Source organism: Microtetraspora sp. AC03309, from assembly GCF_020826795.1.
Classification (GTDB): Bacteria; Actinomycetota; Actinomycetes; order Streptosporangiales; family Streptosporangiaceae; genus Microtetraspora; species Microtetraspora glauca.
In genome coordinates this window covers 23,001-49,684 of record NZ_JADDIL010000018.1, presented here as the reverse complement: position 1 = coordinate 49,684, position 26,684 = coordinate 23,001, and the positions used below count along the sequence as shown (strand labels likewise).

The window sequence follows — 26,684 nt, the reverse complement described above, 5'->3', positions numbered from 1 at the left end:
ATCCGAACGGGTCGGGCTTCCCGCTCTCCTCCCCTGTCTGAACGCGGGGGTCTCCACGCTCAAGGAGATTCGATGAGCCAGGGCACCTTCGGCGCGCTGCGCGGGCAGTTGCTCGACGCCGCGGCCGCCTTCGCCGACGCTCCGAGCGCGCTGGCCGACATCCTGTCGGGCATGGTCGACGACGTCGACCGGGCGCTGGGCGAGGAACTCGAGATCTTCCCGGTGTGCCACCACTCACCGGCCTCCGCGCTGGCGATGGTGCGCCGCCTGCGCGAGAAGCAGCCCAAGGTCGTCTACCTGGAGCTGTGCGAGGACCTCAGGCCGCTGCTCGACGAACTGCGCAACTGCCGCCTTCCCGTGGCGTTGCAGGCGTTCGCGTCCGACCTCGACGGTTTCCCGCCGGGTTCCGGGCCGCTCAGCGTCGTGGCGCCCATCACCGAGGCGTCGGCCGAGTACCAGGCCATCGCGTACGCCCTCGACACGCCGGGCGTCGAGCTGGTCCTGGTGGACCGTTCGGCTGACCATGTCTTCCAGTGGCTGCCCGGCGAGCGACCCGCCGAGCCCCAGGCGGCCCCGGCCGACGACGACACCGCCGGACGCGACGAGGACGCGGCCCTGCACGGCGACGCCGTGGGCGTCGAGATCGGTGACCTGCGCCCCCGCTTCGCCGAACTCGAAGCGCACCTGCTGCACCACGGCAAGGTGCGGCACTGGTCCGAGTGGTGGGACCAGTACGTGGAGCAGCCCCTCGCAGGCGCGGACTACGACACCTACCGCCAGGTCATGGTGCTGATCGGCAGCCTGTTCCGGCGCCTTCGTCCGGCCGAGGACGACCGGTCGTCCCGTGACGAGGACCGCGAGCGCTACATGTGGACCCGGATGCGCGAGCACCTCGCCACGTCCGGCGCCGATCCGGCCGACTGCCTGTACGTGTGCGGCGCCTACCACGCGGCCAGCCGGGTCGAGCAGTTCGGGTTGTCGTCCGACGTGCCCTACGACATCAGCCCCCGGACCGGCACACGCTGGCTGTACGGACTCATCCCGTCCAGCCAGTCCGCCATCGAGGCGCAGTTCGGCCTCGCCTCCGGCTCGGTGTCGATCGCCGCGGCCACCTGGAGCAAGGCGCTGACCCGCTGGGGCGTCACGTCGTTCCGGCTCGACGGCCAGAAGGGAGCCGCGAAGCGGGCGAAGCGCGCGCCGCTGCCCGCGCCCGCCCCGCAGGGCCCGGTCACCGACCGGTTGTCCGGCTTCCTGGCGAACCCGCCCGCGCTGGACGGTCTCGACGAGGCCGAACTGCTGGGCTGGTGCGTCGACATCGTCCGCCTCGCCCGCCGCAACGGCTATCTGGCCAGCACGGCCGACGCCATCGCCGTGTTCGAGACGTCCATCCTGCTCGCCGGGATGCGCAACCGGGCCCGGCCCACGCCGTACGACTTCCAGGACGCGGCGGTCACCTGCATCGAGAAGGACGTGGTGCCCGGCCGCCGCGACGTGCGCCGCCTGTGCGAGATCCTCCTCGGCGGCGACCGGATCGGCCAGGTGGGGTACGAGGCCCTCCCGCCGCTGGCCCGCGACGTGTACGACCGGCTGGAGCCGCTCGGCGTCGACCTGGAGAAGCGCACGATCCAGCGGGCGCTGCTCGACCTCGCCGCGAACCCTGAGCTCGGCCCCTGCTCGCACCTGCTGTGGATGCTCCGCCGCCTGCTGCCGGAGGACGCGGTACGTCCCATCATGGGCGAGCGCCGGCTGGGTGAGCGGTCGATCCAGGAAAGCTGGGACCTGGCCATCGGCCGCCACCAGCGATCGATCATCGAGCTCGGCTACGAGGGCGTCACCGTCGAGCAGGTGCTGGAGCAGCGGCTGCGCCGTACCGTGTGGGCGCCCAAGGCGACCGCTGCCGTCGCGCTCGCGGCCGTGGAGGACTCCATCCTCTATCTGGGCAGCCGCCGGTTCACCGAGGAGCTCGGGGCGCGGGCCGTGGAACTGCTGTCCGCCGAGCGAACGGTGGACGACGCCCCCGACGTGCTGCGCCGGATCCGCCGCCTGTTGGCGCATTACCGGGCCACCGAGCCGGCGTTGCCGGAGTGGTGCGAGGCGTTCGTCACCGCCGGGTACGCGCATTACTGCACGCTGTTGCCGACCGCCTTCGTGGACGAGGAGACCGGGGTCCGCCAGGTGGCCGCGATGCTCGGCTTCCTGTTCTCCATGGAGAGCCTCGCGCTGGCTCTCGGCTGTGACCGCGCCCAGCTCGAACTCGCCGTACAGCAGTCGCATCCCGCGGCGCCCGCCAAGGTGGCGCTGCTGTGGGCCGCCCGGTTCCAGCTCGGCCTGATGCCGCTGGCCGAGCTGCGGGAACAGTGTGACGAGTTGCTGGCCAACCCGCTCGTGATCCCGGCGTTCCCGCTGTATCTGAGCGGGTTCGTGCAGGCGCTGGAACCGGCTCCGGCGCTGACGCCCTTCGTGGTCGAGCTGATGTCCAAGGCGTTCGGTCGGCTGCCCGACACCGTCCTGCTCCCGTGGCTGCCCAAGCTGATCACGACCCTGCGGGACCAGGCGCCCGAGCTGGTGCCGGTGCTCGTACGCGAGGCGGGCCGCACGTTCCCTGCCGCCCTGCCGGCCGTCGACGCGTGGGTGCCGCCGTGGGCGGCGCGGTCGGCGCGGCCGGCGCGGTCGGCGCGGCCGGCGCGTTCGGTCCCGGACGCGGCGCCGGGCCAGGCGCCCGCCCTGGCCGCCGGACCGGTGGCCGACCTGCTGGCCGGCAATCCGGCGGCGTGTGACGCCGTGGCCGCGCTGCTCGGGTGCGACGGCGAGTGGCGATCAACCGTCCAGGCCGGTGACGGGCCCGGTCACGGCGAGGTCGGCGCGCTGCTGGCCCTCCACCCGGAGACCGCCGACGCCGTCGCGGTCCTGTTCGATCGCCGGACGGTCACCGCGGCACGGTGACGCGGGCCCCCGGCCCGCGTTCCCCGAAATCCGGTTCCTGAGCGGCGGAAGTCGTCCGGGTCATCGTGAACCTGAGGGGTTCTCTTCCCGACTGTGCTGGGTGACGGGAGGACATGATGACCGACGAGTTGCTGGTGGTGCGCTGCCAGCTCGGCGAACGCGCGGCGTTCACCGAACTGGTGGCGGCCTGGCATGTGCCGGTGTGGACCTACGTACGGCGCATGCTCGACGCGGAGCGGGCCGACGACGTGGCCCAGGAGATCTGGCTGGCCGTGATCCGTGGGCTTCCCCGGCTGCGTGATCCGGGCAGGTTCGCGCCCTGGCTGTTCACCATCGCCCGCCGCGCGGTGACCGATCGGCTCCGTGAGGAGTACGCCAGGGCCGAGGCGCCGACGGGGGCCGGCGTCGCGGTCCTACTGGCCGGCCGTACCCACCTCGCCTTCACCGCTCTCACGGCGTTCTGCCTGGCATGGGCCGGTTACGGGGCCTGGGCGATCACCCGGCGGGCACCGCTGTTCGCCCTGGACCGGGTGATCGCCGCCTGGCTCGCGACGACCGCCTCGACCGTCATGACCGTGGTCCTGGCGGTGGCCGCCGTCCAGCGCGGGACCGGACTGGTGCCCTCACTGGTGACCGGCGCCGTCCTCGTCGTGATCGCGATCGTGCTGGCCGTACGGGCCCATGCCCACCGGGCGGCGTTGCTGCGCCGCAAGCGTGAGCTGACCGGCGGGGAATGAGCGACGGACCCCGGCGCCTCGACGTCCTTCCGCCGCCGAGCGCCGATTCAGTCGGCGAGACTCCGGCCGGCTCGCTCCGTGGTCGTGGTCAGCCGGCGCAAGGCCAGGAGTCCGCCGACGGCGGGCAGCAGGGCCAGTCCGACGGCCACGGGGGTGCGCTGCGGGTCGCGCGCCGTGGCGATGACGGTGAACAGGTAGGCGCAGCCGTGGATGGGTCCTGCCAGCGAGGAGATGGCGGGCAGGTGTGCGGTGGCGAGGTTGCCCAGCAGGACGAGGAGCGAAGCGAGTTCGACCGCGGCGGCGATGCGCAGGGGCTGTCTGGTGCGGTTCACGGTCACACTCCTGTGGTCGAGCCGGGGCGGATGATCATGAGGATCGTCACGACGGCCCAGAGCACGTTGAAGATGCCGGTGAACATGGCCAGGCGCGCCGTTGCGCCCCGCTCCACCGAGGTGCCGGCGCGGTCGAGTTCGACGAGTAGTCCCTCCTGGCCCGGGAGGACGAGCAGCGCGAGGACCCCGGCCGCGGCGGCGGTGAGCCCGATCGAGGTGATCAGCCACGCGTCGGTGAGGACGCCGAGGCTGCTGGCGGTGGCGAAGCCGAAGACCGGGACGACCAGGCCGACGACGGCGTACACGCGGCAGACGCGGTGCAGGAGCCGGGCGGAGACGAGGGAGGGGGCGTCCGGTCCGGCCGACTGGGCGCGGCGCACCGCCGCCGGGAACATGCTGGCCGCCACGGTCACCGGACCGATGGCGATGATGGCGGCCAGCACATGGACGGAGAGCAGGAACTTCGTCACCGGTCGGCTCCGGTCCCCGGGCCGCGGTCGGACCGCACGACGGCGGCCGTCCCCGCGCCGTGCGGAACCCCGTAGGGGGCGATGACATCCAGCGGGTCGAAGTCGTCGAACAAGACGAACTGCGCGCGCATCAGTGCGCTCCTCCTCAACATGCTCGGAAACGTGCAGCGCCAGGCTAGGGCGACCGGTCACCGGCTCCCATGGGCTGAATCGACAACTTCCACCGGGTTCTCGCCACCCGGTATGGTCGGTGAAAACGCCCACACCACTCCTTTGACCTGTCCGTTTGTGATTGGCGATTTCTCGCTTACCGTGTCCCCATGCACACGGTGGCGGTCCTGGCCCTGGACCATGTGGTGGCGGCCGACTTGGCGACCCCGATCGAGGTGTTCGGGCGTGCCCGCCTGGCGGACGGGCGCCGCCCGTACCGGGTCCAGGTCTGTGCGGCGACGCCGCGGGTGCCCGGCGACGCTTTCACGATCATCGCCCCGCACGGCCTCGAGGCGCTGCGCGAGGCGGACACGATCATCGTGCCGGGATGCTCGGAGCACGCCGCGCCGCCCGGCCAGGAGGTGCTCGACTCCCTGCGCGCGGCCGCGGCCGCCGGGACCCGGATCGCGTCCATCTGCGTCGGAGCGTTCACCCTCGCCGCGGCCGGACTGCTGGACGGGCTGAGCGCGACCACGCACTGGGTGGCGGCCCACCGGCTGGCCGAGATGTTCCCGCTGGTCGATGTGCGGCCTGATGTGCTGTACGTCGACAACGGCCAGATCCTGACATCGGCCGGGGCCGCCGCCGGCCTGGACCTGTGCCTGCACATCATCCGGCGGGACCTCGGCTCGGCGGTCGCCGCGGACTCGGCCCGGCTGTCGGTGATGCCGCTGGAACGGGAGGGCGGACAGGCGCAGTTCATCGTGCACGCGCAGCCGCCGATGCCCCGGGGTTCACTGCTGGAGCCGGTGCTGTCATGGATCGAGGACAACCTCGCGCAGGAGGTGACCCTGGCGGCGATGGCCGCGCGCAGCGGGCTGAGCGAGAGGACCTTCAGCCGCCGCTTCCGGGAGCAGACGGGCACCACGCCGCTGCAGTGGTTGTTGCGGGCCCGGGTACGGCGCGCGCAGTTCCTGCTGGAGACCACCGACCACGGCGTCGAGCGCATCGCCGCACAGGCCGGTTTCGGTTCGCCCACCGCCTTCCGTGAGCGCTTCAAGCGCGTCGTCGGCGTCACACCGCAGTCGTACCGCTCGTCCTTCCGGGCCGACGCCTCCTGACAGTGGCGATACGGACGCCCACGCCCCGTCGATTTATGTTCAGGCTCTTGACATAAACCGATCGCGACGCCCAAACTCGGGCGTTATCCCCGTAACCGGCGGGCCGAGCGTCGGCTCGGCATGCGTCGGCGACAACATCGGGCGTCGCGAAGGAGCCCCATGTCCGCATCCCCCCACCGTTCCCCCACCCGATCGAGGAGCCGCTCGATCGGGGTCGCCCTGTCGGCCGTACTCGCCGCGGCGATGCTCGCGCAGCCGGGCGTCGGCATGGCACGGGTGTCCCCGTCGGCCACCCCGTCCGCTACCCCGTCCGCCACACTGACGGCGACCGCCGCGGCGGCTCCGGCCAACCTCGCGCTCACGGGCACCGCCACCGCGTCGAGCGTCGAGCTCGACCGCCAGGACTTCGTCGCCGCGCACGTCAACGACGGCGACACCAATACGCGGTGGTCGTCGAAGTACCAGGACGACAACTGGGTGCAGGTCCAGCTCGCCCAACCCGCCAAGGTCGACCACGTCACGCTCACCTGGCCCAACGCCTGCGCCCGCGACTTCGCCCTGCAGACGTCGGCCGACGGCGTCACCTGGACCGACGTCACCCGGCTCCAGCGCGACACCTGCCCCCGCATCGACATCATCGACGTGAAGTCCCCCGCGCCGGTGTCCTACGTCCGCATGCGGGGCTACCAGCGGTGGGCCGCGTACGGGTACTCGATCTCCGAGTTCGAGATCTGGGACGGCCCGCCCGCGCCGCCACAGCCGACCCTCGGCCTGCTCCCGCAGCCGGTGTCGGTCCAGACGCACGACGGCACGCCGTTCACCCTGCACAAGAACACCCGCATCGTCGCGATCGGCCAGGGCGCCGACGGCCCGGCGCGGTACCTGGCCGGGATCCTGCGGCCGTCCACCGGTTACCGCCTGAACGTGGTGGGCCAGGGATGGGGTCCCGCGCCGATCGTCGTCGAGGTCGGCGCGGGCAAGGCGCCCGCAGGCCACGCGGACGAGGGATACACGCTCACCGTCGAGGCCGATCGGGTCCGGATCGGCGCCGACACGCCCAACGGCGCGCTGAACGGCGTGCAGACGCTGCGCCAGCTGTTCCCGCAGTGGGTGGAGTCCGACACCGTCGTGTCCACCGCGTGGACGGTGCCCCAGGTGACGATCAGCGACTATCCCCGCTTCGCGTACCGGGGGATGATGCTCGACGTCGCCCGCAGCTTCTACCCGATGGACGAGGTCAAGGCGTACATCGACGCGGCGGCCCAGTTCAAGGTCAACCGTCTGCACCTGCACCTGACCGACGACCAGGGCTGGCGCATCGCGATCGGCACACCGGACGACAACCCGTCCGGCATCGACTACGGCCTGCTCACCGGGATCAGCGGCGGCACCGCGATGACGTACAACGGCAACGGCCAGCAGATGGGCACCGAGCTCGGCGTCACCGGCTTCTACACCAGGGCCGACTACGCCGAGATCGTCCGCTACGCCGGCGAGAACGGCATGACGGTGGTCCCCGAGATCGACATGCCGGGCCACACCAACGCCGCGCTGCACGCGATCCCGCAGCTCAACTCCGCGGGCGCTCAGCCCCGGCCGCAGCCGGGGGAGACGACCGTGCCGCACAACGGCACCGGCTCCGTCGGCTACTCGTCGCTCGACGCCGGCAGCGACGTGACCTACGAGTTCGTACGGAACGTCCTGGCCGACATCGCCGAGATGACCCCGGGGCCGTACCTGCACATCGGCGGTGACGAGGCACATGTCACCAGCCACGCCGACTACACGAGGATGGTCGACGCCTTCACGGAGACCGTCGCGTCGCTGGGCAAGACCGTCGTCGGCTGGAACGAGTACGCCGGGACCGCGCTCCCGCGGGACGGCGCCGTCGTCCAGTTCTGGAACGGCGACAGGAACGCCGTGGCCGGCGCGGTGAACAACCGCGGCGCCAAGGTGATCCTCTCGCCGGCGGCCCACACGTACGTGCCGCAGAAGCAGGACTCGCGCCAGCCGCAGGGCGGCACCTGGGCGTGCGGCGGGGTGTGCGGGCTGGACCGCCACTACAACTGGGATCCCGGCACGTTCATCCCCAACATCACCGAGTCCAGCGTGCTGGGCGTCGAGTCGGCCCTGTGGGGCGAGTTCATCCGCCGGGTCGGCCAGGCGCAGTACTACAGCTACCCGAGGCTCATCGCCACCGCCGAGGCGGGATGGACCCCGCAGGCCCAGCGGAACTACGCCGACTTCACGACCCGCCTGTCCGCGATGGGCGGCCGGCTGACGGTCCAGGGGACGAACTTCTTCCCCACGGCCGATGTCCCCTGGCGTATGGCGGCGCTCGGTGCGCCGGTGACCGTGAAGGACGGCGCACCGGCCGGAGCCACCTGGACCGTCACCGCGCCCGGCGTCGCCTCCACCGCCCTCACGGCGATCGTCACCTGGAGCGACGGCGTGACGGAGCGGCTCACCCCGACGACCACCCGTGAGGCGAGCATCCCCGAGATGCGGATCAACGACGCGTTCACCGTGGTGTCCGACCGCGCCTTCGGCGGTCCGGGAACCTACACCGGCACGCTCTCGATCGGCGTACCCGGCCGGGCACCGGTCGAGGGGACGCTGACGGTCACCGTACGCGACGCCGCCTGACGCAAGTCGCTCTCCTCCGGTCACCCACCCCGATCGCCCGCCCCCGGTCACTCTCCCCGGGGGCGGGCGATCTCAGCGCTCGTCGACGACCTGGCCGTTCAGGGCGGTGCCGTCCTTGGTGAGGGCCATGGTCAGCGGCGCCTCCGGGAAGGTGGGGAGGGCGGCGAGCGCGGCGCCCAACTGCTCGGCGGTCTCCCAGTGCCAGGTGTCGGTGTAGGTGCCGTCTTCGAGCCGGATCAGCACGACGTGGGTGAGCCCGGGGTGCCCCTCCCGGACGGTCGCGATCAGCGAGCTCCGGCGGGCCAGGAACTCCTCCAGGTCGGCGTCGGCGACGGAGTAGCGGTGCGAGCGGACGACGGACATGTCGGTGTCTCCTTCTGCGCGTGGGGTTCGCGGCTTACCAGCTGCCGGCGATCTGCCGGATCGGGGCGTTCAGGCGGTTGAAGAGGTTGGTGACGGCGGTCATCAGCAGGATCGACGCGAGCTGCCGCTCGTCGAAGTGGTCGGCGGCGTTGTCCCAGACCTCGTCGGGGACGGCGTCGGCGCGGTCGGCCAGCCGGGTCGAGGCCTCGGCCAACTCCAGCGCGGCCCGCTCGGCGTCGGTGTAGTACGGAGCCTCGCGCCAGGCGGCGACCAGGCCGATGCGGTCGTCACTCTCGCCGAGCTTGCGCAGGTTCTTCAGGCCGGCGTCGACGCAGAAGCTGCAGCCGTTGATCTGGCTGACCCGCAGGTGGATCATCTCCATGAGCTCCTGGGGGAGCCCCTGCGACTGGGCGGCCTTCATCAACTCCATGATCGGCTTCATCGCGGCGGGGATGATCGTGGCGGGGTTCTTCATCCGGGCTTCCATCGTGTTTCCTCCGTCTCGGTTCGTGTGAGATCAGAGTGGCTGTCCGGATTGATACATTCGCTATGCGCGCACGATGCGACGGCGATGAGGAGACGATGCTGCGCTTCACCCTTCTCGGCCCGGTCCAGATGGTCGTCGACGGCGCACCGCTGACGGGTGTCGCCCCACGTCACCGGGCTGTGCTGGCCTACCTTCTGCTCAATGCCGGCCGGGTGATCAGCATCGAGCGGCTGATCGACGCGATGTGGGGCCACGACCAGCCGGACACCGCCCGATCGCAGATCCACGCCTCGATCACCGCGATCCGCAAGGCACTGCGTGGCGCGGGAGCCGGACACCTCCTTGAGACGCGGGCCGGCGGCTACGTCGCGCAGCCGGAGCCCGGCCAGGTCGACGCGCAGGAGTTCACCGAGCTGGCAGCCGCCGGTGAGCTGCGCGAAGCCCTGGATCTGTGGGGCGGCGAGGCGCTGGAGGATGTGCACGCGCATTACGCCAGCGGCGTCCGGGAGCTCTGGAACGACCGGCGGCTGTCGGCATACGAGCGCCTGGTGGAAGGCGAGCTGGCCGCAGGGCGGCACGGCGACCTGCTCGACGAGCTCGCCGCCCAGGTGACCGCCAACCCGCTCCGCGAGAAGCTCAACGGCCATCTCGTCCTGGCCCTGCACCGGGCGGGGCGGCAGGCCGACGCCCTGGCCGCGGCGCGTTCTTACCGTACGGCTCTCGCGGACGAACAGGGCCTTGACCCCGGACACGCCTTCACCGAGCTGGAGCGGGCGGTCCTGGTGGATGATCCGGCCCTGCGCCTGGTTGACGCGGCGCCAGTGGTTCCCGGGCCGCCGCGTCGCTCCACCTTCCTGCCCTACGACATCCCCGATTTCGCCGGACGCGCCGTCGAACTGGAGCAGCTGGGCGAGCACCACGGGTCGGCGGTCGTCACGATCGACGGCATGGCCGGGATCGGCAAGACCACGCTCGCCGTCCACGTGGCCCACCGGTTGGCCGCCCGCTATCCGGACGGCCGGCTCTTCATCGACCTGCGGGCCCACACCGCGGGCCGGGAGCCGGTCGACGCCGCCGCCGCGCTGGAGGCCCTCCTCCGCCAGCTCGGAGTGCCCGCCGACCGCATCCCGGTCACATCGGCCGAGCGGAGCGCCCTCTGGCGTGCCGAGCTGGCCGACCGCCGCGTGCTCGCCGTACTCGACAACGCGCTCGACGCCGAGCACGTGCGCCCCCTGCTGCCGGGCCACTCCGACACCCTCGTCCTGATCACCAGCAGGCGGCGGCTCGTCGATCTGGACGGCGCCCACGCGCTGTCGGTCGACGTGCTGGGCGAGGAGGACGCGGCCCGGCTGTTCGAGCGGATCGTGGGCGAACGCGCCCACCACGAGCCGGACGCCGTACGCGAGGTGCTGCGCCTGTGCGGGTACCTCCCCCTCGCCATCCGGATCTCCGCCGCCCGTCTCCAGCACCGCCCGCGCTGGACCGTGTCCTATCTGGCGGGGCGGCTGCGGGACCATCGCCGGCTCCTGGACGGGGTGTCGGCGGCCTTCGCCCTCTCCTACGAGCACCTCCATGAGGCCGAGCAGCACATGTTCCGCCTGCTCGGGCTGGTTCCCGGACGCGACATCGACGCCTGCGGCGCGGCCGCGCTGGCGGGGATCTCGGAGGACGAGGCGGAGGAGCTCCTCGAAGGCCTCCTCGACGCCCACATGCTCCTGCAGCTCGAACCGGGCAGATACACCTTCCACGACCTGCTCCGCGAGCACGCGCGCTCGATCGCCGAGGACGACGGCGCCGTCATGCGGCTGCTCGTCTACTACCTGCACCGCTCCCGCGCGGCGATGGACCGGCTCTTCCCGCACAGTGTCGGCCAGCGGGAGGGCATCCCCCAGCCGGCCGCCCCGATCGCGCCCGTCCGCGACGCCGCGGAGGCGATCGCCTGGCTCGACGCCGAGCGTTCCAACATCATCGCGACCGCCGTCCACGGACCGGAGATCTGCCTCGGCCTCCTGGCCCTGACGATGCGCCCCTACCTCGACCGGCAGGCGCACCACGACGACGCGCTCACGCTGCACACCCTGGCGCTCCAGCGCAGCCGCGAACTCGGCGACCGCGAGGTCCAGGCGCGAGCGCTCACCGACCTGGCGTGGACCTACTGGCGGCGCGGCGAGTACGAGCGAGCGGAGGAGCACGCCCACCAGGCCCTCGACGGGTGCGAGGAGGACCACGAACGGGCTCGGGCACTCCTCACCCTGGGGAACGTGGCCCTGCGCCGGCGGCAGGACAGTCAGGCGGAGCAGTACCTCAAGCAGGCCCTCGGCCTCACCCGGATCGGTGCCGACACCTGGGCCGAGGCGCACGTGCTCGGCCTCCTCGCCCTCGTCCTCGACCGGGCCGGCCGTCCGGAGGAGGCCCGGCGCCATCTCGACCTGGCACTGGCGCTCCACCGCAAGGTCGGCAACCCGGCCGGAGAGGCGGTGACCCTCAACCACCTCGGCGTCGTCCTCCGGCACCAAGGCGAACTCGTCCAGGCACGCACCCGCCATGAGCAGTCCGCGGCTCTCCACCGCACGCTCGGCAACACCACCGACGAGGCGGCCGCACTCAACGGGCTGGCCGAGGCGGCGGGCGACCCGGCTCTGGCGGTCGAGGAGCACACGGCCGCGCTCGCGCTCGCCGACCTGACGCGCAACCGGCCGGAGCAGGCGCGTGCTCACGATGGGCTGGCGCGCGCCCACCTCGCGCTCGGGCACTCAGAGCAGGCGTGTGCGCATGGGCGGCTGGCTCTCGGCCTTTACGGGGAGCTCGGTGTTCCGGAGGCCGAGGAGGTCCGCACCTTCCTGGAACATGCCGGAGCGTCCGCGAGGTAGAGCATCCCGACCCGGACAGATGATCAGTCGTCCTCGGCGTGCAACCGGAGGAAGTCGTCGAGGGAGGTGCGATAGTAGGCGAGGTCGTCCTCCATCCTGGCCCGGGTGAAGCGGGCAGGCTCCCGCTCGTACGCCTCCCGCCCCATCTCGGTCCAGAACGACGCCTCGGACAGCGCGTCGGCGTCGTCCGGAACGAACTTCAGCGCCTCCGTCACCGCGTCGGCCGCGAACCGCCAGTGCGTGACGATGTCCATGTACTGCTCGTCGGAGGACGGGTCGGCGGCGAAGAAGAGCGCCGCCTCCAGCGCCCTGCGCGCGTAGGTGGCGCCGACGAGCACCCACTGACCCGGGTCGACCAGCTCCGAGATGCCGGAGCCGAACGTGAGATCGTCCCGCCGCGCCTCGACCTCCGCGGCGTACGGGACGACGACCTCGGCGTCGTCCAGCGTGACCCGCCAGCCGTCCTCCTCCTCGGTCAGCACGGCGTGCTCGGCGGCGTTCCGCTCGCCGCCGAGAACGGTCAGGTCGAGATGGACGTACGCCTCGACCAGCGAGCGGGCCGGGCCCCCGCCGTACCCGCCGGTGCCGTCATCCGGCCAGGACGAGCCGCCCCGCTCCTCGGCGCCGTTCCCCTCCGGCTCAGGCATGCTGGGCCGCCAGGTCACGGTAGGTGTCCCGGACGATCAGCAGCCGGTCGAGCTGGAAGCGGCCCGGCTCGGCCGCCCGGACCGCACGCCCGCGCTCCGACCAGAAGCCGTCGTCGGGCACCTCCTCCTGGCCCGGCGGGATGAACTTGACGATCTCCTCGACCGCCGCGGCGGCCACCGACAGCGTGCGGTGCGCCTCGGCCCGGTCACCGACCGGCACGTTGCCCGCGGTCAGGTCGGCCACCCACATCCACTCGCCGGCATCGATGAGCTGGGAGGACTCCTTGCCGCCGAACGTCGGATAGCCCGCGGGCATGGCGGGCCGTTCCGGAAGGCCGAACAGGAACTCGCGCTCCGCGCCGCAGCCGTCGCAGGTGCCGGTGTAGCGGTCGGCGAGCTCGCCCTCCACATTGACCAGCCCCCTGGCCCACTCCGTCTCCACGGAACCGCACTGCTTGCACGGATGCAGGTCGAGGTAGAGATGCGCCTCGTCCCTGGTCCGCGCGACCGCGAACGTCATAACCGTCCTCTCCTTGGAATCCCCATCATGCCTCGGCCATGGACAGGTCCGATCCCTCGGCCACGGAGGGGTCCTGCCCCTCGGCCCTGAGGGGCAGGTCTCGCCGGCCGCAGACGCACGGCTCGCCCTCCGGGCACGGGCACTCCTCGTCGTCCTCCGGCGGCTCCCAGCCGCCGGCGACGTCGCTGAGGTGGCGCCCCCGCTCCTGGAGCTCCCGTAGGCGGGAGAGCCAGGGGCGGTCCACCAGGGTGTCGGCGACGTTCGGCGCGGCGGGGGAGGGTAAGGCGTCGCCGCTGAGCAGCTCCGCGATCGAAGGCTTGGGTCTCGCCCCCGCCGTGGTCTCCGTCGTCTGCCAGGGCGGGGCGGGCGGGGTGTGCCCGCGTCTCTTGATATCGGCGGCGACGGCGTCGATCGCCTCGGCGAGACGGGTCTTGAGCGCGGGGTCGGTGGCCGCACCCCACTTGCGGGAAAGATGCGCGTGCTCGTTGAGGCGCGGGGTGAGGCACTGGTCGGTGCCCTCCTCCTGCGCGTGCTCCGGCAGAGACTTCCGGATCACCCCCTGCGGCGCGCCCGCCGCCGCCGCCGCGTGCTGACCGGCGACGTGCGAGATCTCGTGCACCAGGACCGAGGAGACCACGGCCGGGTCCGTACGCGGGGCGATCGTGATGACGTGCGGGTCAGCGGGCGTCCCGGAACGGTACGACGTGTAGCCGATCCGGCCCTCCCCCGGATCGCCGACGACGACGCGGGCGTGCTGCACGCCGTTCGCCCGCGTGGTGACCGCGACGACGGCGCCGTCGAGGTCGGCGGGCGGGGCGTCCGGTGTGATCGGCACGCCCTGGTCGGTCCTCCAGTCGAGCGCGGTGACCCCGCCGCGGAAGTCGGCGACCGAGATGTCCTGGCCGACCAACTCCGCCACGGTCAGGTCGGGCACCCCCGCCTGCCGGGCCTGGGTGTCGAGCGGCGTGCCCGGCAGCGCCGGCGACGGCGCCCCGCCGGCGTTGACCCCTATCGCGCTCTGCCCCGCGCCGGCGCCCTGAGTGCTGGAGGCGGCGCCCGCCTCGGACGGCCAGACCGGTTCTTCCGTGGCAATCGTGACGTTCTTCGCGGTCAGGGCGGCCTCCACCTGCTCAGTGAAGGTCGTCGTGGCCCCCGGCGAGTTCTTGAAGACCGAGAGCAGGTCGATGTCGTGCTCGGCCGCCGCGTTCAGCATGTGGGGCGGCAGCGTGGCGAGGGCCTGGGCGAAGCCGCCGTCCGGCTTCTCACTGTGCAGCGAGCCGTCCGGGGCGGCCAGGTAGACGTCGGCGTGCCGCCCGTCTCTCACCGCGAACCGGACGACATGGCCCTCGTCCCTGGCCTGCTGTCTCGCCCTGGCGACATGCCCGAGCAGATCCTTGGGATCCAGTTTCTGGTGGGGGCCTTTGGGCGGTCTGAGCGGGGACCTCGGCTGCGACTCGTCGGTGAAATCCCATCCGGGGCGCGCCTGGGTCCCGGCCTCCATCCGGGCGTTCAGCTCCTTGAGGTCGGACTCGAAGACGACGAGGTACGCCTCGCCCCTGGCCGCGGCGGGCAGGCGGACCGGATCCTTGATGGCCTTCTCACCACCGTCGGGCAGCCTCGCCTTGTGCTGGAAGGTGAGGTCGTAGTCCATCCGGACCCGGACGACCACCACCTTTCCCTTCTCGAACTTGCTGGCCTCGTTGCGCAGGCCGTTGACCACGGAGACGGCCGCCGAGGGCTGGTCACTGGACGACACGCCGCCCGAAAGACCGGCCACGCCCGACGATCCACCCGCGTTGCCGCTCCCCGGCCACAGGTGCGAACGCGACATCGACAGGTTCAGCGTGCGCATGACGCGGTCGACCTCGCCGATCTCCGCATCGAACGGAGTCGACACGACCTGCAGATCGGACAGGTGGGCCTCGACCCGCACGTCCACTCCCTGACTGCGGAAATGCTTCCTCACCGTACGGACCAGCTCGTGCCCGCCCGGTCCGACCATCCTGGCGAACGCCGCGGAAATGGACACCGGCGACAGCCGGGCCTCCAGCTCGCCCATCCGTTCCCGTACGGAGTCGGCGCCCATCATCTCGGACAGCTTCTTCTCGATCACGGTGAAGAGATTGTGATCGGGGTCCGCGTCCTGCTGGACCGAGTTCACGAAATGGGCCGGTGGCAGTTCCACCCTCCGGTGGTCGACCACGCGGTTCGGCTCGGGCTTCGATTCACTGCGCGCGCGTGTCATGCCGGCCGGGACCCGCCGGACCAGATCGGCGTCGTACGTGAATTTGGCGGACGCGGTGGGCCGCCGCCTGAACCGGTCGACCTTCTCACGCACCGGTGTGCGGACCGGCCCCCGCCGCAGCGGCGTACGCTCGACCTCGATCTCCAGCCGGAAGCTCTGCTTGACCCGGTCCAAGCCGTTGAACTGGGAGAAGCGCTGCATCTTGGTGTGCTGCTCGACCTGGCTCTCGTTGAACGACCCTCCGCGGTGGGTCGAGCCTCCCCCGTTTTCCCCGAAGTCGGCGGCGTTGTGCGAGTATCCCCCGCTGAGGTTCCCCGAGCGGCCGGCGGAGTGGGAGTCGCCGACCTCCCGGTAGCCGTAGTCCTGCACGATGAAGCCGCCGTCGGCGACCTGACCGAGCAACTTCGCCTCGTTCGCGGTGTCCGGGTCCACCGGCACCAGCCGCGCCTTCACCGTGACCAGTTCGGCCCGTCCGGTGGCCGGGTCGGCCAGCGTCGTATAGCTCTTGACGAATCCCCGTGCGCTGTACATCGCGTCGAGGTGTCCCTCGGCCCGCGTCCCGGCGAGGTCGCCCATGAGGCTCCGGTTCATGACCGGGCTTCGCTGGAGTGCCCGGGGCGCGACCTCCTCGACGGCGGCGCGCACCGCGTCGAGCACGCTGATGGGATTGCCGTTGTCCTCCGGGTTGGTGACCGTGAAGGACTCGACCACGCTCAGGCCCATCGCCCCGACGTACTGCGGGGCCAGGTAGACGTCGCTCAGCCGCTGGACCACATCGCGCGCCCGGCTCAGAGCGGCGTCGATGCGCTCGTCGGGTGTCATGCTCTGCGGCGTGGCCTGCTGGCCACTCTGGGGATTACCGCCTTGTGCGGCGTTGCCCTGCGTGCCGCTCTGCCGGCTGCTCTGCTGGCTGCTCTGCTGGCTGCTCTGCTGGCTGCTCTGCTGGCTGCTCTGGGAAGTGCCTCCCTGAGTGGCGGCGGGCTGCGGCGCGCCCTGGGCGGCATTCTGGGGGCCGAGTCCCTCCGCGACCTGCTCCAGGCCCTTCACCTTCGTGAGTGCCTTCAGGAGGACGTCCGGGGTGTGGTCGGCGGCGAGCCCGAGGGGCTTGTTGTCCTGCACGGCCTGACGCCTGTCGGTCAGATACCGCTGGAGCAGGCCGGTGGCCAGCGTTCTGTCCAGGTTCAGGTTGCCGTCGCGGAACCTCTCCACCGCGTCGGCGACCGTGTGCAACGGCAACGTCAACGTGCCTTCGGCGTACATGGTCAGGACGTCGTACTCGGGAACGGAGAAGAGAACGGGCCGCCCCGCGTGCTGCTTCTCCTGGGGATCGCCCTGCATGACGCTGCCCGCCACGACCGGGTTGGGATGCCCCTCCCTGCCCGTGAGCGTGAAATCCACCGTGCCGTCGAAGATGTACTGCCTGCCGAAGATCTCCAGGCGCTCTCTACCCCAGATGTCGAGCTCGCTGTGGGACCCGGACATGCTCCCTGAGCGGCTGCGGTTCAGGCTGCCGCCATGGCTCCATGAGCCGTCGCCCTCGGAGGTGGACTCGCCGTACGACCCGCCGAGTGACCCACTCCTGGCGCCGCCCCACGTCCCGCCCCACGACACGCCGGCGCTGCCCAGCGTGAGGTTGATGCGGCCGCCGACCAGGTCGGCCACGCCGAGCAGCCTGGCCTCGCCGAACTCACCGTTGACCCGCAGGGACGACTCGGACGGCAACGCGCCCTTCGGCCGGACGGCCGCGCTGGTGCTGTAGTCCCCCTCCTTGGAGCCGCCCTGAGGACGCCACTCCGGGTGGGCGAGGAGGCTGCGCACGTCGAGGAACGCGGCGAGGTGGCCACGGGCGGGCGAGTCCGCGGTCATACCGTTCGGCAGCAGCTCTTCGGCCAGGGCCAGCATGCCCGTCGTGTCCATGTGCAGCAGCGTCGCCCTGCCCATGAGCTCGTCGGTGGGGCGGCCGATCGGATGGGGGGCCTCGCCGGTGCTGGACGGCAGCAGGTCGACCGGGAACACCAGCCGGGCCTTGCCCCGCTGGCTCAGGGGATCCATCTTGACCCCGTCGTACGTGATGGTGGCTTCTATGACGTGATCGACCTCTCCGATCGCGACATGGTCGGCTTCGGCGAGGGTCACGACGTTTCCGGTGCCGGCGGTGCTCGACCCCACCGTGAGGGTCCGGTTCCCGTCGAGGCCGGGTTGGTGGCTCTCGGTCCGCCCCTCCACGTCTTTGGGCGGCCCATTGGTGAAACCGGCGGAGCCGCCCGCGCTGTACGTCCACGTGATGCCGTTGGCGCGACCCCCGGTGTCAGAGCCGATGTAGAGGGTGGGCATGGCCTCGCTGTCGGTGTGGCCGATGTAGTTCCATGAGTCGAAGTCCTGCGTGAGATTGAGCTCGACGACGCAGGTCTTCGGGGACGCGAGGCCTTTGAAGTGCATCAGGGTGAATTCGAGACCGTCCTGGGCCAGCAGGTTGTAGTGCGTCCCGACGCTCCGCGCCGAGAGCTGTTTGTTCACCTCGTGCAGGTTGAGTATCTGGGAGGTCCGCTCCAGCGGATCGCTGGAGTACGTGACCTTGCCGTTCGTATCGATCTCGGGCAGCACGCCCAGCTCGGCGAGTTGCTTGTAGATCTTCTTCTTGAACGGTGTCAGGCCCTCCACCTGTTGTACGAGGGCCGGTCCCGCACCCCGCATCAACAGTTGCGCGGTGGTCGATCCGGTAGGGTTCCCGTGCCAGAGGGGGAGCTCGGGCTTCCTCCCCGGCGGCGGCGCCGGATCCGGGTCGCTCCTGAGCATCTGCACACCGTTCCGCTTGGGCAGTGGCTTGCCGTCGGGGGATCGCAGCGCGGCCTCGTCGACCGAAAGGCCGTAGCGGTAGGCCTCCGTCTCGGGCATCCGGATCAGCGCGGTGCCCTCGCCGGTCAGCTTTTCGAGCGGCTCCGAGTCTCGCGCCATCTGGACGGTGACCTCGTGGGACAGATTGAGCCGGTACCCCTGCGTGTATCCCGTGTAGCGCTGCACGCTGGGATGGATCGCCTGGGCGTTGGCGAACGCGGACGCCGACCGGGACTTCGACCGCCCTCCCTTGCCGGTCGCTCCGACCGCGTAGTCGTGGTCCCCATACGTGTGGACGTCGCCGGTGGGGATGCCGAGAGCGCTGGACACCCCTCCGCCACGCGAGCCGCCGTACGACTCGCCGCCGTTGGCGGTGGAGAAGCCGACCCTCAACCGCTCCTGCCAATGGTCGCGGCTGGGGTGCCCGACCAGCTCGGCCGAGTCCATGTCCACTGTGGTCTTGACGGTCACGGTCATCAGTGGCCGGCCGTGCGAATCCATGATCAGAGCCGTCAGCGTTTCGTTGACGGCTTCGTGCAGTTCGCCGCGCAGCGTCTCGGTGATGAAGGTGTGGATCTGCTGGCGCACGTTCTCGTCCAGGGTGGGCGGCGAACCGGCGGCCTCGCGGACCGCCCTCCCGGCATCGCCGAGGAGATCTTCGGTCACCCTGGCGCGGGCCCGTCCACCCACTGAGAGATCGGCCTTCTGCCGCTCCTTCGAGACCTGGTCCACGATCTTGTCGGCCAGTGCCCTCAGCCCGGTCAGATCGCTGTCGACAGGCTCGGGCATCACGTTGTTCCGCTCCGCCTCCGGGAGATCGGTCGTGTTCACCGGAGCCTGGTCCGCGTAGACGTGCGAGACCCAGAACCGCAGGGAGGTCGCGTCCCCCCGAGCGCCCTGATCGACGACGGCCACCTGCCGCCAGGGGTGCCGCTGCGATTCACGCACGCTGATCTTCCACTTGGCGGCGGCGTCGAACAGCATGGACTCGCCCCTGTTGTCCTCGACTCCGCCGCCCACGAAGAGTTCGGCGCCGCTGGAACTACGCGACCAGTTACGTCCGGCGTCGTAGTTGACTGCGACGCCGGCGGACGTCAGCACCAGCTGCGCCATGCCGCCCGGCGGCAGGAACTGCCCGAGCGTCCGGGTGTCGAACCCCAGCGAGATCCCCGCCTTGCCCGCTTCCACGCCCTGGACGGTCATACCGCCCTGGGGCAGGGTGCCGAGCATGATCTCCGACGCCTTGACATCGGGATCGATGATCTCGATCATGTCGGAGACCTCGAGCTGGATCTTCAGTTCGACGCTCTTCTTCCCGGTGGGGACGCGCAGCACCATTCCGTCATCGGAGACGACTCTGCGGAAGTCGGCGCGCAGGGTGTGTTCGAGCTCCTTCGGCGTGTACCGGCGGCGTGCGCCCTGGTCGGCCAGCACCTGGTTCACCGAGTCGGTCAGCGCCATGAGATGCGGCAACACCCCCGTCGGCAGTGCCGCCGACATGGTGTCCATCTTGGGGAGCGCCTGCTCCACCGCCTTCAGATAATTGTCGTGCCGCTGGCGCGCGGTGCTGACCGCGTCGGCGATCCGCCCGCGCGCCAAAATCGCCTCATCGGGGTTCGTCCCCGCCGCCATTTGCATGAAAGCGAGAGCGCGCGCGTACGCGAGCCGCGTGGCCTCGGCCTGTTTGTGCGCCTCGGAGTACATCCGGCCGATCCGCAGGTGCCGGTCCCGCTTGGCCCGATGCTGCTCGCGCTCCCTGTTCTTCTTGCGGGCGCGCGCCGCGCTGCCCTGGTCGCGCCTCCCACCCGTTTCCCGGCTCTCACGACCGGCCACTCCGGCATCGACAGCGGCCTGTCTCGCGGTCGCCTTGTGCACTTTCGCGGCCACCTCGAGCTTGCCCTCGGCGCGGCGGAGCTCTTCGATCACGCGTTCCAGTTCGGTCGCCGTCGCGTTCTCGGCCACTGCGAGGGGCGTGTGGACCCCGCGTACGGGAGGTGTCGCCCCCCAGGGCGCCTGCGGGGGCGTCTGCCCGTGCCGGCGGAGGTCGCGGGCGACGCCGTCGAGATCGACCTGGATGTGCCACCGCCTGCGCGTGTCCGTCTCGGCCTGCCACTTGCGGGCGAGATACGCGTGCTCGTTGAGCCGGGCCTGCACACATCCGTCGACATGGTTCCGCTGCGCGCCCCGGCGGAAGAGCGTCCTGCGGATGACGCCCTGCTCGGGCCGGCTCAGCGCGTGCAGGGTGTCGGTGATCTCGTGCAGCCAGACGCGCGGGAGCTGGTCCGGGGCGATGTGCGGTGCGAAGTGGACGACATGGTCGCCGCCCTCGCGGTTCACTTCGGTCTCGGCCATGAGGCGGGAGTCGAGGCCGCCGACCTCGAACCGGAAGCGCTGCACCCCGTGGTTCCTGGTTTCCACCACCAGAGTCGTCTCGTCAGGGGACCAGGTCCAGCTCGTCACCTCATCACCCTGGAAGTCGGTGTCGATGAGTCCGTCGGTCGCGGTGCGGATCTCGTCGGGGGTGAGGCGCTGGTTCGGGCGGCCGTCCGTGACGTACCGGGTGTCGGCGATCGGCCGGGACGTGACGGTGCCGGGGCGGCTGGTGGCGGGCTCGGGGGCAGGCGAGGTCTCCTGGCTGACCGCCATCGCCTGGGACAGGACGAGGATCGCGCGACTCCGCAGCGCGGCGGCGTCCTGGTCGCTCGCCGCGGCGGCCTCCAGGACGGAGCGGACAGCGCGCAACATCCTCGGTGTGATCACATAGTGGCCGGACTCGTCGGACACGAGATGCCCGCCGTCCGGCAGCTCGACGGCCCCCGGCGCCATGCGGTTCAGCGCGTAGTCGAGCGCCGCGTTCGCCCGCAGACCGATGGGCTGCCCGAAGGCGAGGTCGGCCGCGTACGCGTCCTCCGGAGTGGTGTCGGCGGCGAACTGCTCGTCGAGCAGGGTCAGCGCCTCCGCCTGCAGCGCCTCGTTGTCCTCCACCTGCGCCGAACGTTGCCCGACACGACTGACGATCCGAGCCATGGCGGCGGGTGAGACGACGATGTCGGCCGTCGGAAGCGGGACGATGAGGCCACCATCAGGGAGGAGCACGGTGCCGGGGTGTGCGTCGAGCAGCGCCCGGACGACGGCTTCCCTGGCGCGCGCGGTGTGGAGCGCGGCTTCGTCCTGGGCGGGCGTGCTCGGCGCGCCTTCCTGCGTTGAGTCCTGCGTTGAGTCCTGCGTTGAGTCCTGCGTTGAGTCCTGCGTTGAGTCGGGCGTTGAGTCGGGCGCGGGCCGGGCGTCCGGCGTGCTGTCCGGAGCCACCGCCGCGTCAGTGTCCGGGGCCGTGCCACCGTCCGGGACCGTGCCACTGTCCGGGGCCGGAGCGGTGTCCTGGGTCGCGTCGGCGTCGGTGGCGGGCGCGCCGTCGGGCGAGGTGTCCGGCCGAGTCTCCCCCGGGCTGGTACCCGTGTCGGACGCCGCCGGAGCCGGGTCGGTCCCCTGGTCGGGGGCGGCGTCCGGCCGGGTCTCGGGCGCGGCGGTCGCGTCCGGCCCGGTGTCCGGCGAGGGCGAAGCGTCCTGCTGCCGGTCCGGCGTGGTCGCCTGATCCTCCGGCACCGCGACCCGAGAACGCGTCTCCTGCTCGTCGGGGTTGTCCCGCGCCTGCTCGTCCGGTGTGGTCACCGCCGCCTGGTCGGTGTCGGCGCTCGTGCCGGGGTTGGGATCGGCGTCGTTCCGGGTCTCGTTCTCAGGCTGGCTACTCCGGTTGCCACGCCCCTCCGTGTCGGCGGCGGACGGCGAGGCGGCACGACGGCCGCCGTCCGCCGCGTCGGCGGTGACCGTGCCCGTACGCGAGGCCGTACCGCCTCCGGAGGGGGTGGACACGGAGGCCCCGCCGCGCGTCGCACCGCCGGAGGTCCGGCCGCCACTCCCCGCGCCCGCGACGGCCGCGCCCGCGACGGGGCCGCCACCGGTGCCTCCCGGAGCGCCTCCGGTGCCGGTGGCGTCGCCGCCCGGCCCGCCCAGGTTCGGGTCGATGGTGAGGCCCATCCGGAGGGCGTCCGACTGGGCCGCCATGTTGTACGCGGAGGCGAGGGTCGTGCTCGGATGGGCGAGCGCGGTGACGACCTGGGGGTTGAAGGGGCTGATGGAGCCGGTGCGCCCGACACCGCCGAAGAACGCGCCGGTCATCGACTCCATCGTGAACGGGTTGCCCCACTGGTCGTAGACCAGGCCGTTGGCGAGGAAGCTGCCGGCCGGTGAGGCGAGGACGTTGCTGAGGCCGGTGTTCAGCGCCCGCCCCCCGAAGCCGGGTACGTCTCTGGTGATCCGGGAGATCGGGCCCGCGGCGTGCACTCCGACCACCGCGCCGGCGCCGGCGCCGATGAGCGCGGCCTTGGACTTGTCCCAGTCCCACTCCTTACGGGTGCCCATCTGGATCTGCTGGTACTGGGCGACAGCGTCGATGAAGAACTCCTCGCCCATCTCCTCGATGAGCTCATGGGTGAGCCCGGAGGCGAGCAGGCGGGCGATCAGGCTACGTCCCGTCGGCCCGCTGAGCACGGCGATCCTGGCCGCGCCGGTGGCCTCGATCTGCCGGCCCGCGATGGCGGCCAGCCGGGCGAGGATACGGCTGATCGCCGCGCGGCCCGCCGACGCGTACGGGCCGATGAGCGGCGCGGTCGAGCCGGCGGTGAAGAAGGCGACGTAGATGGCGATGGCGATGGCGACGGCGGTGACCCAGAACGCCACGTTGACGGAGAGCTTGGAGTACTGCGTCTCGAGGGCGAAGTTGCTGGCCTTCGCGGAGTAGCCGAGCGCGCCCCGGGAGATCGCGGGCAGGCCGGCCTGCTTGCCGAAGACGTTCTGCGCCCGGCTGATGAAGTCGGCCGTCGCCGGGGCCTGCCAGCCGGCCACGATGGTGCGGGTCGCCTTGCCCGCGGGCTCGTTGTACGGCGTGAGCCCGACGGCCAGCGCGTCCCATGCCTGGGCCAGCTCCGACAGCCCGCTCTCGCTGGCCTCCGGCCACTTCTGCCCGGCCGACAGCAGCGGGATCAGCGTGTGGACCACCCAGTCGGGCAGCTTGTCGGTCTCCCAGGCGGGCGTGACGTCCCTGTCGATGCGGATCGCCGCACCCTGCCCGTTCGCCCCCCCGCTCTGGTTGACAGTGCTGGGGCCCGTGTTCGTGTTCGTGGCCATGCCGCTCCCGCTCCGCCGCTCCGCCCCTGGTCCGCGCCCGGCGCACCCCGCTCAGGGCCCTCGGGCAGTCGCGCGTCAGACCTCGCGCACCGTGCCCCGGGCCAGGTCCCGCTCGTGCGCGTCCTCGACGGCGTGCGTGTTCTCGAACGTCGTGCGCAGCCTCGGGCCCATGTCCACGACCTCTTTGACGACGGCCTTGCCCTTGTCGATGAGGGCTGCGGGGCCACCGCCCTGGATGTAGGAGTCCCGGAACGAGCGGCCCTCGCTGCCGCCTCCCCAGGGTGCGGTGGCGTGAAGTTCCTTGATCCGCGCGATGAGCCCCGGGAGGGCCTTCTCCAGATCGCCCGCCATGGTGGCCCACTGCGACAGGCCGCTGTCCACCGCGGACCTGTTGATGGCGAGGCCGTCGTAGGTGTTGGTCATAGCCTTCCGCCCATCTGGTCGGCGAGCTGGGTCATCACGGTTTCGAGGTCGCCGTCGAGGTGGGCCTTCATCTGGTCGGCCGGGATCAGCGGCTCGAAGACCTCGATGATCTGCTCCTGCACCCTGGCCGCCGCCCGATGGACGGTCTCGGTGATCGCGTCGGCCAGGCCGCGGGCGTCGGGACGCCGGTAGATACGGGGATCGATGTCGAGGCGGATCAGCTCACCGCGCGAGCCGACCGTGACGGACACCAGGCCGTCGCGGGACTTCTCGGTCACCTGGATGTTCCTGGCCTTGGCATGCAGCTCGGCGCCCTCGTCCTGCAGTTGCATGAAGGTCGTGCGCAGCTGCTCCGTGTAGGCCCGCAGACCGGCGGCATGCGTCTCGGCGTCGGACTCCATGGCACCCCCTGAGCCAGGTCACACGCATGTCTGTGGCATCACACACGTTTCTCGCTAGTTTCCGACAAGTGAACATCATTCGACAAGACTGCGGCTGAAATCGTTGATCTTCGGCAACAGTTCACAAATCCAGCGAGACCATGCGTTCCCGGAGCTCGCCGACCTCGGCGCGCGGGACCCACGCGCGGTAGACGCCGCGCTCGATCCGCTCCAGGCCGAGCGCCACCGCCTCGGGCGCCGAGCCACCGAGATACTCCAGCAGCAGCTCGCCCTCGCGTTCGGCGTGCACGTGGAACTCGGTGTCACGCCACCGGCAGACCGTCGTCACGAAATGCACGGACTCGCACTCCGCGGCCGGAACGGTACGGACGTGGCACCCGGGCTCGACCTCCTCGAAACCTTCGGCCGGCTCGTCACGGCGCAGCCGTACCCATGTCTCCAGGGCCGACGCGTCGGGGCTGCACGGGTAGTCGGCGCCCCGCCAGCGCGCGCGGTAGGAGTGCCAGGTCACGCCGTTTCCTCCCGGGTCCCGACCAGGAGCCAGCGCCGCAGATCACCGTGATAGTAGGCGCGCCGATGCTCGGTCCCCTCGACTGTCAGCTCCCAGATCTCGGCGCCGTGAGTCAGCCCGACGCCGTACACCTTGTACTCGCGGATGACCTGGTCGACGTTGGGCACCAGGCCGAGCCCGACGAACGGCGGCTCCTCCACGACCCAGCCGGCCACCGCGTCGCGCCCCTCCTCGTCCACCCCGCCGTACGGCGTGCGGTACAGGCCGAGCCCGGCCGGGCGCCAGCGCAGCAGGGTGAGCCCGCCGCCCGCGGTGAACGCGTCGGTCCGGCCGAGCGCCTCGGCGAGTACGGCGGGCGTGGCGATGTGCGAGACGTCGAAGGCGTGGTGGCAGTAGCCGGAGATCCGCGGCTCCCCGCCGGACAGCAGCTCGGGGACCTCGGCCGGGCGCAGCAGCTTCTGCATCACGGGAACGCCGGCCTCGGGGGCGAGCGCGAGATCCTGGGCCAGCGTGGGAACGGCGAGCCTGGCCACCGTCCCCGACTCCAGCAGGAACCCCACCGGCAGCCCGGGGTTGATCGCCAGGCCCCAGCGGGGATCGGGCCAGCCGGCGGCCAGTTCCGCCATCGAGACGATCCGGTGGTACTCGGTGACACCCCCTGTGGCCAGCACCATCGTCTCGGCCGACGTGTAGGCCAGCAGCCAGGTCCGCTCGGTGTCCGTGGCCGTCGGCCAGGCGGCCGGCTCTGTGCCCTCGGCCGCGGCCCGGCTGATCGGCAGCACGAAGTCCGCGTCCTTGAGCATGCTCAGGCACAGTGCCGTACGGCCCGCCTCGAACGCCGCCCAGAGCTCCTCCTCGAACGGGCTGGACGGCGGCACGGAAGGCACGCCGTCGCCGGAGTCGTCGGCTCGCTGCACGCTGATCACAGTAAGCCAAACCCCCTCAATCACCCCCATCTCGCGGGTTCCTCGGGCCAGCGGGTGGCCACAACCGGCGACCGATCCGGTCCCAGACCCGGGCGACCGGAGCCGCGACCGGATCTGACAAGGTGGACGGATGACGGTCCGCGGGGTGCTTTTCGACATCGACGACACGCTGTTCGACTACTCCACCTCGGAGCGGGTCGGACTGCTCAAGCATCTGGCGGCCGAGGAGCTGCTCGGGTTGTTCCCGTCCCCCGCCGACGCGGTGGCGATCTGGCGGGAGATCATGGAGGAGGAGTACGCCCGGTTCCTCGCCGGCGAGCTGACGTTCGCCGGGCAGCAGCTCGCGCGGGCCAGGCGGCTGCTGGCGCATGTCGGGCAGCTTCCCGCCGACGGCATGGACGACGACGCGGTCTCCGTCTGGTTCGCGCGATACACCGAGTTCCGCAAGTCCGCCTGGGCCGCCTTCCCGGACGCGGGCCCCGCGCTCGCCTCGCTCGCGACGCGGTACCGGCTCGGCGTCGTCTCCAACTCGTCGCTGGCCCACCAGCGTGACAAGCTGCGCGCGATCGGGCTGCTCGACCACTTCGGCGACGCGATCCTCTGCTCCGACGATCACGGAGCGCCCAAGCCGGACCCCGGCATCTTCCTGGCCGGGTGCGCGCTCCTCGGCCTGCCGCCGCACCAGGTCGCGTACATCGGCGACAAGTACGACATCGACGCGTGCGGCGCCAGGGACGCGGGCCTGCGCGCCTACTGGATCGACAGGGCCGTCACCGGAGCCGTGCCCGGCGGCGAGATCACGGACGGCGTCACGGTGATCGGGTCGCTCGACGAGCTGGTGACCATCCTGACCACCGTCTGAGCGCGGACGGA

The 26,684-nt window shown here is 71.4% G+C and carries 18 protein-coding genes; 6 read left to right on the top strand and 12 right to left on the bottom strand.

Annotation, left to right across the window (positions count from 1 at the left end; translation table 11 throughout):
• The first annotated feature begins 72 nt into the window (after window positions 1–72).
• Both IMZ11_RS12935 and IMZ11_RS45920 read left to right on the top strand, forming a co-directional pair.
• Window positions 73–2,943 carry a DUF5682 family protein gene (locus IMZ11_RS12935; RefSeq protein ID WP_228641092.1) on the top strand — a complete coding sequence of 957 codons (2,871 nt, stop codon included), beginning with the start codon at window positions 73–75 and terminating at the stop codon, window positions 2,941–2,943.
• Window positions 2,944–3,059: 116 nt separating this feature from the next.
• The gene (locus IMZ11_RS45920) at window positions 3,060–3,680 is read left to right on the top strand and encodes an RNA polymerase sigma factor (protein ID WP_305075870.1); all 621 of its coding nucleotides are present in this window, start codon (window positions 3,060–3,062) and stop codon (window positions 3,678–3,680) included.
• A gap of 47 nt (window positions 3,681–3,727) precedes the next feature.
• Here IMZ11_RS45920 and IMZ11_RS12925 read toward each other — a convergent pair whose 3' ends face one another.
• Genes IMZ11_RS12925 through IMZ11_RS45215 form a run of 3 tightly spaced genes read right to left on the bottom strand, consistent with a single transcriptional unit; the run spans window position 3,728 to window position 4,613 of the window.
• Window positions 3,728–4,012, bottom strand: coding sequence for a hypothetical protein (locus tag IMZ11_RS12925; RefSeq protein WP_061259840.1), 285 nt, complete (start codon window positions 4,010–4,012; stop codon window positions 3,728–3,730).
• 2 nt (window positions 4,013–4,014) lie between these two features.
• Window positions 4,015–4,482, bottom strand: a complete 468-nt coding sequence (locus IMZ11_RS12920; protein WP_228641090.1) for a hypothetical protein — start codon at window positions 4,480–4,482, stop codon at window positions 4,015–4,017.
• On the bottom strand, window positions 4,479–4,613 hold the full coding sequence (locus IMZ11_RS45215; RefSeq protein ID WP_255706371.1) for a hypothetical protein: 135 nt from the start codon (window positions 4,611–4,613) through the stop codon (window positions 4,479–4,481). Before IMZ11_RS45215 ends, IMZ11_RS12920 begins: the two co-directional genes overlap by 4 nt.
• Before the next feature lie 189 nt (window positions 4,614–4,802).
• On the opposite strand from IMZ11_RS45215, the gene IMZ11_RS12915 reads away from it, so the two are divergent.
• Entirely contained in the window at window positions 4,803–5,753 is a 951-nt protein-coding gene (locus IMZ11_RS12915) for a GlxA family transcriptional regulator (RefSeq protein WP_228641088.1), read from the top strand.
• 159 nt (window positions 5,754–5,912) lie between these two features.
• A complete protein-coding gene (locus IMZ11_RS12910) occupies window positions 5,913–8,399 on the top strand; it encodes a family 20 glycosylhydrolase (RefSeq protein WP_228641086.1) in 2,487 nt (828 codons plus the stop codon).
• 72 nt (window positions 8,400–8,471) lie between these two features.
• On the opposite strand, the gene IMZ11_RS12905 is transcribed toward IMZ11_RS12910, so the two are convergent.
• Window positions 8,472–8,762 carry a hypothetical protein gene (locus tag IMZ11_RS12905; protein ID WP_228641084.1) on the bottom strand — a complete coding sequence of 97 codons (291 nt, stop codon included), beginning with the start codon at window positions 8,760–8,762 and terminating at the stop codon, window positions 8,472–8,474.
• A 34-nt stretch (window positions 8,763–8,796) separates the two neighbouring features.
• Entirely contained in the window at window positions 8,797–9,249 is a 453-nt protein-coding gene (locus IMZ11_RS12900) for a carboxymuconolactone decarboxylase family protein (protein WP_228641082.1), read from the bottom strand.
• 62 nt (window positions 9,250–9,311) lie between these two features.
• On the opposite strand from IMZ11_RS12900, the gene IMZ11_RS12895 reads away from it, so the two are divergent.
• Window positions 9,312–12,119, top strand: a complete 2,808-nt coding sequence (locus IMZ11_RS12895; RefSeq protein WP_228641080.1) for a BTAD domain-containing putative transcriptional regulator — start codon at window positions 9,312–9,314, stop codon at window positions 12,117–12,119.
• Between the two features lie 23 nt (window positions 12,120–12,142).
• Here IMZ11_RS12895 and IMZ11_RS12890 read toward each other — a convergent pair whose 3' ends face one another.
• The 7 genes from IMZ11_RS12890 to IMZ11_RS12860 form a co-directional block, all read right to left on the bottom strand.
• On the bottom strand, window positions 12,143–12,766 hold the full coding sequence (locus IMZ11_RS12890) for a hypothetical protein (protein ID WP_228641078.1): 624 nt from the start codon (window positions 12,764–12,766) through the stop codon (window positions 12,143–12,145).
• The gene (locus tag IMZ11_RS12885; protein WP_228641076.1) at window positions 12,759–13,286 is read right to left on the bottom strand and encodes a hypothetical protein; all 528 of its coding nucleotides are present in this window, start codon (window positions 13,284–13,286) and stop codon (window positions 12,759–12,761) included. Before IMZ11_RS12885 ends, IMZ11_RS12890 begins: the two co-directional genes overlap by 8 nt.
• A 25-nt stretch (window positions 13,287–13,311) precedes the next feature.
• A complete protein-coding gene (locus tag IMZ11_RS12880) occupies window positions 13,312–23,550 on the bottom strand; it encodes a hypothetical protein (protein WP_228641074.1) in 10,239 nt (3,412 codons plus the stop codon).
• A 75-nt stretch (window positions 23,551–23,625) separates the two neighbouring features.
• Window positions 23,626–23,973 carry a hypothetical protein gene (locus tag IMZ11_RS12875; RefSeq protein ID WP_228641072.1) on the bottom strand — a complete coding sequence of 116 codons (348 nt, stop codon included), beginning with the start codon at window positions 23,971–23,973 and terminating at the stop codon, window positions 23,626–23,628.
• A complete protein-coding gene (locus IMZ11_RS12870; RefSeq protein WP_228641070.1) occupies window positions 23,970–24,374 on the bottom strand; it encodes a YbaB/EbfC family nucleoid-associated protein in 405 nt (134 codons plus the stop codon). The genes IMZ11_RS12875 and IMZ11_RS12870 overlap by 4 nt, the downstream gene beginning before the upstream one ends.
• Before the next feature lie 121 nt (window positions 24,375–24,495).
• Window positions 24,496–24,885: a hypothetical protein gene (locus IMZ11_RS12865; protein ID WP_228641068.1), complete on the bottom strand. Its 390-nt coding sequence runs from the start codon at window positions 24,883–24,885 to the stop codon at window positions 24,496–24,498.
• Entirely contained in the window at window positions 24,882–25,802 is a 921-nt protein-coding gene (locus tag IMZ11_RS12860) for an SseB family protein (RefSeq protein ID WP_228641066.1), read from the bottom strand. Before IMZ11_RS12860 ends, IMZ11_RS12865 begins: the two co-directional genes overlap by 4 nt.
• Window positions 25,803–25,941: 139 nt before the next feature.
• Here IMZ11_RS12860 and IMZ11_RS12855 point away from each other — a divergent pair, with 139 nt between their 5' ends.
• Window positions 25,942–26,673 carry an HAD family hydrolase gene (locus IMZ11_RS12855; RefSeq protein ID WP_228641064.1) on the top strand — a complete coding sequence of 244 codons (732 nt, stop codon included), beginning with the start codon at window positions 25,942–25,944 and terminating at the stop codon, window positions 26,671–26,673.
• The last annotated feature ends 11 nt before the right edge of the window (window positions 26,674–26,684 follow it).

What these genes read in the sequence shown, in the direction of transcription:
- IMZ11_RS12880 (WP_228641074.1), bottom strand. Translation starts at nt 23,550, where the DNA reads ATGGCCACGAACACGAACACGGGCCCCAGCACTGTCAACCAGAGCGGG.
- IMZ11_RS12875 (WP_228641072.1), bottom strand. Translation starts at nt 23,973, where the DNA reads ATGACCAACACCTACGACGGCCTCGCCATCAACAGGTCCGCGGTGGAC.
- IMZ11_RS12910 (WP_228641086.1), top strand. Translation starts at nt 5,913, where the DNA reads ATGTCCGCATCCCCCCACCGTTCCCCCACCCGATCGAGGAGCCGCTCG.
- IMZ11_RS45920 (WP_305075870.1), top strand. Translation starts at nt 3,060, where the DNA reads ATGACCGACGAGTTGCTGGTGGTGCGCTGCCAGCTCGGCGAACGCGCG.
- IMZ11_RS12935 (WP_228641092.1), top strand. Translation starts at nt 73, where the DNA reads ATGAGCCAGGGCACCTTCGGCGCGCTGCGCGGGCAGTTGCTCGACGCC.
- IMZ11_RS12890 (WP_228641078.1), bottom strand. Translation starts at nt 12,766, where the DNA reads ATGCCTGAGCCGGAGGGGAACGGCGCCGAGGAGCGGGGCGGCTCGTCC.
- IMZ11_RS12895 (WP_228641080.1), top strand. Translation starts at nt 9,312, where the DNA reads ATGCGCGCACGATGCGACGGCGATGAGGAGACGATGCTGCGCTTCACC.
- IMZ11_RS12915 (WP_228641088.1), top strand. Translation starts at nt 4,803, where the DNA reads ATGCACACGGTGGCGGTCCTGGCCCTGGACCATGTGGTGGCGGCCGAC.
- IMZ11_RS12855 (WP_228641064.1), top strand. Translation starts at nt 25,942, where the DNA reads ATGACGGTCCGCGGGGTGCTTTTCGACATCGACGACACGCTGTTCGAC.
- IMZ11_RS45215 (WP_255706371.1), bottom strand. Translation starts at nt 4,613, where the DNA reads ATGCGCGCGCAGTTCGTCTTGTTCGACGACTTCGACCCGCTGGATGTC.
- IMZ11_RS12900 (WP_228641082.1), bottom strand. Translation starts at nt 9,249, where the DNA reads ATGGAAGCCCGGATGAAGAACCCCGCCACGATCATCCCCGCCGCGATG.
- IMZ11_RS12870 (WP_228641070.1), bottom strand. Translation starts at nt 24,374, where the DNA reads ATGGAGTCCGACGCCGAGACGCATGCCGCCGGTCTGCGGGCCTACACG.
- IMZ11_RS12905 (WP_228641084.1), bottom strand. Translation starts at nt 8,762, where the DNA reads ATGTCCGTCGTCCGCTCGCACCGCTACTCCGTCGCCGACGCCGACCTG.
- IMZ11_RS12885 (WP_228641076.1), bottom strand. Translation starts at nt 13,286, where the DNA reads ATGACGTTCGCGGTCGCGCGGACCAGGGACGAGGCGCATCTCTACCTC.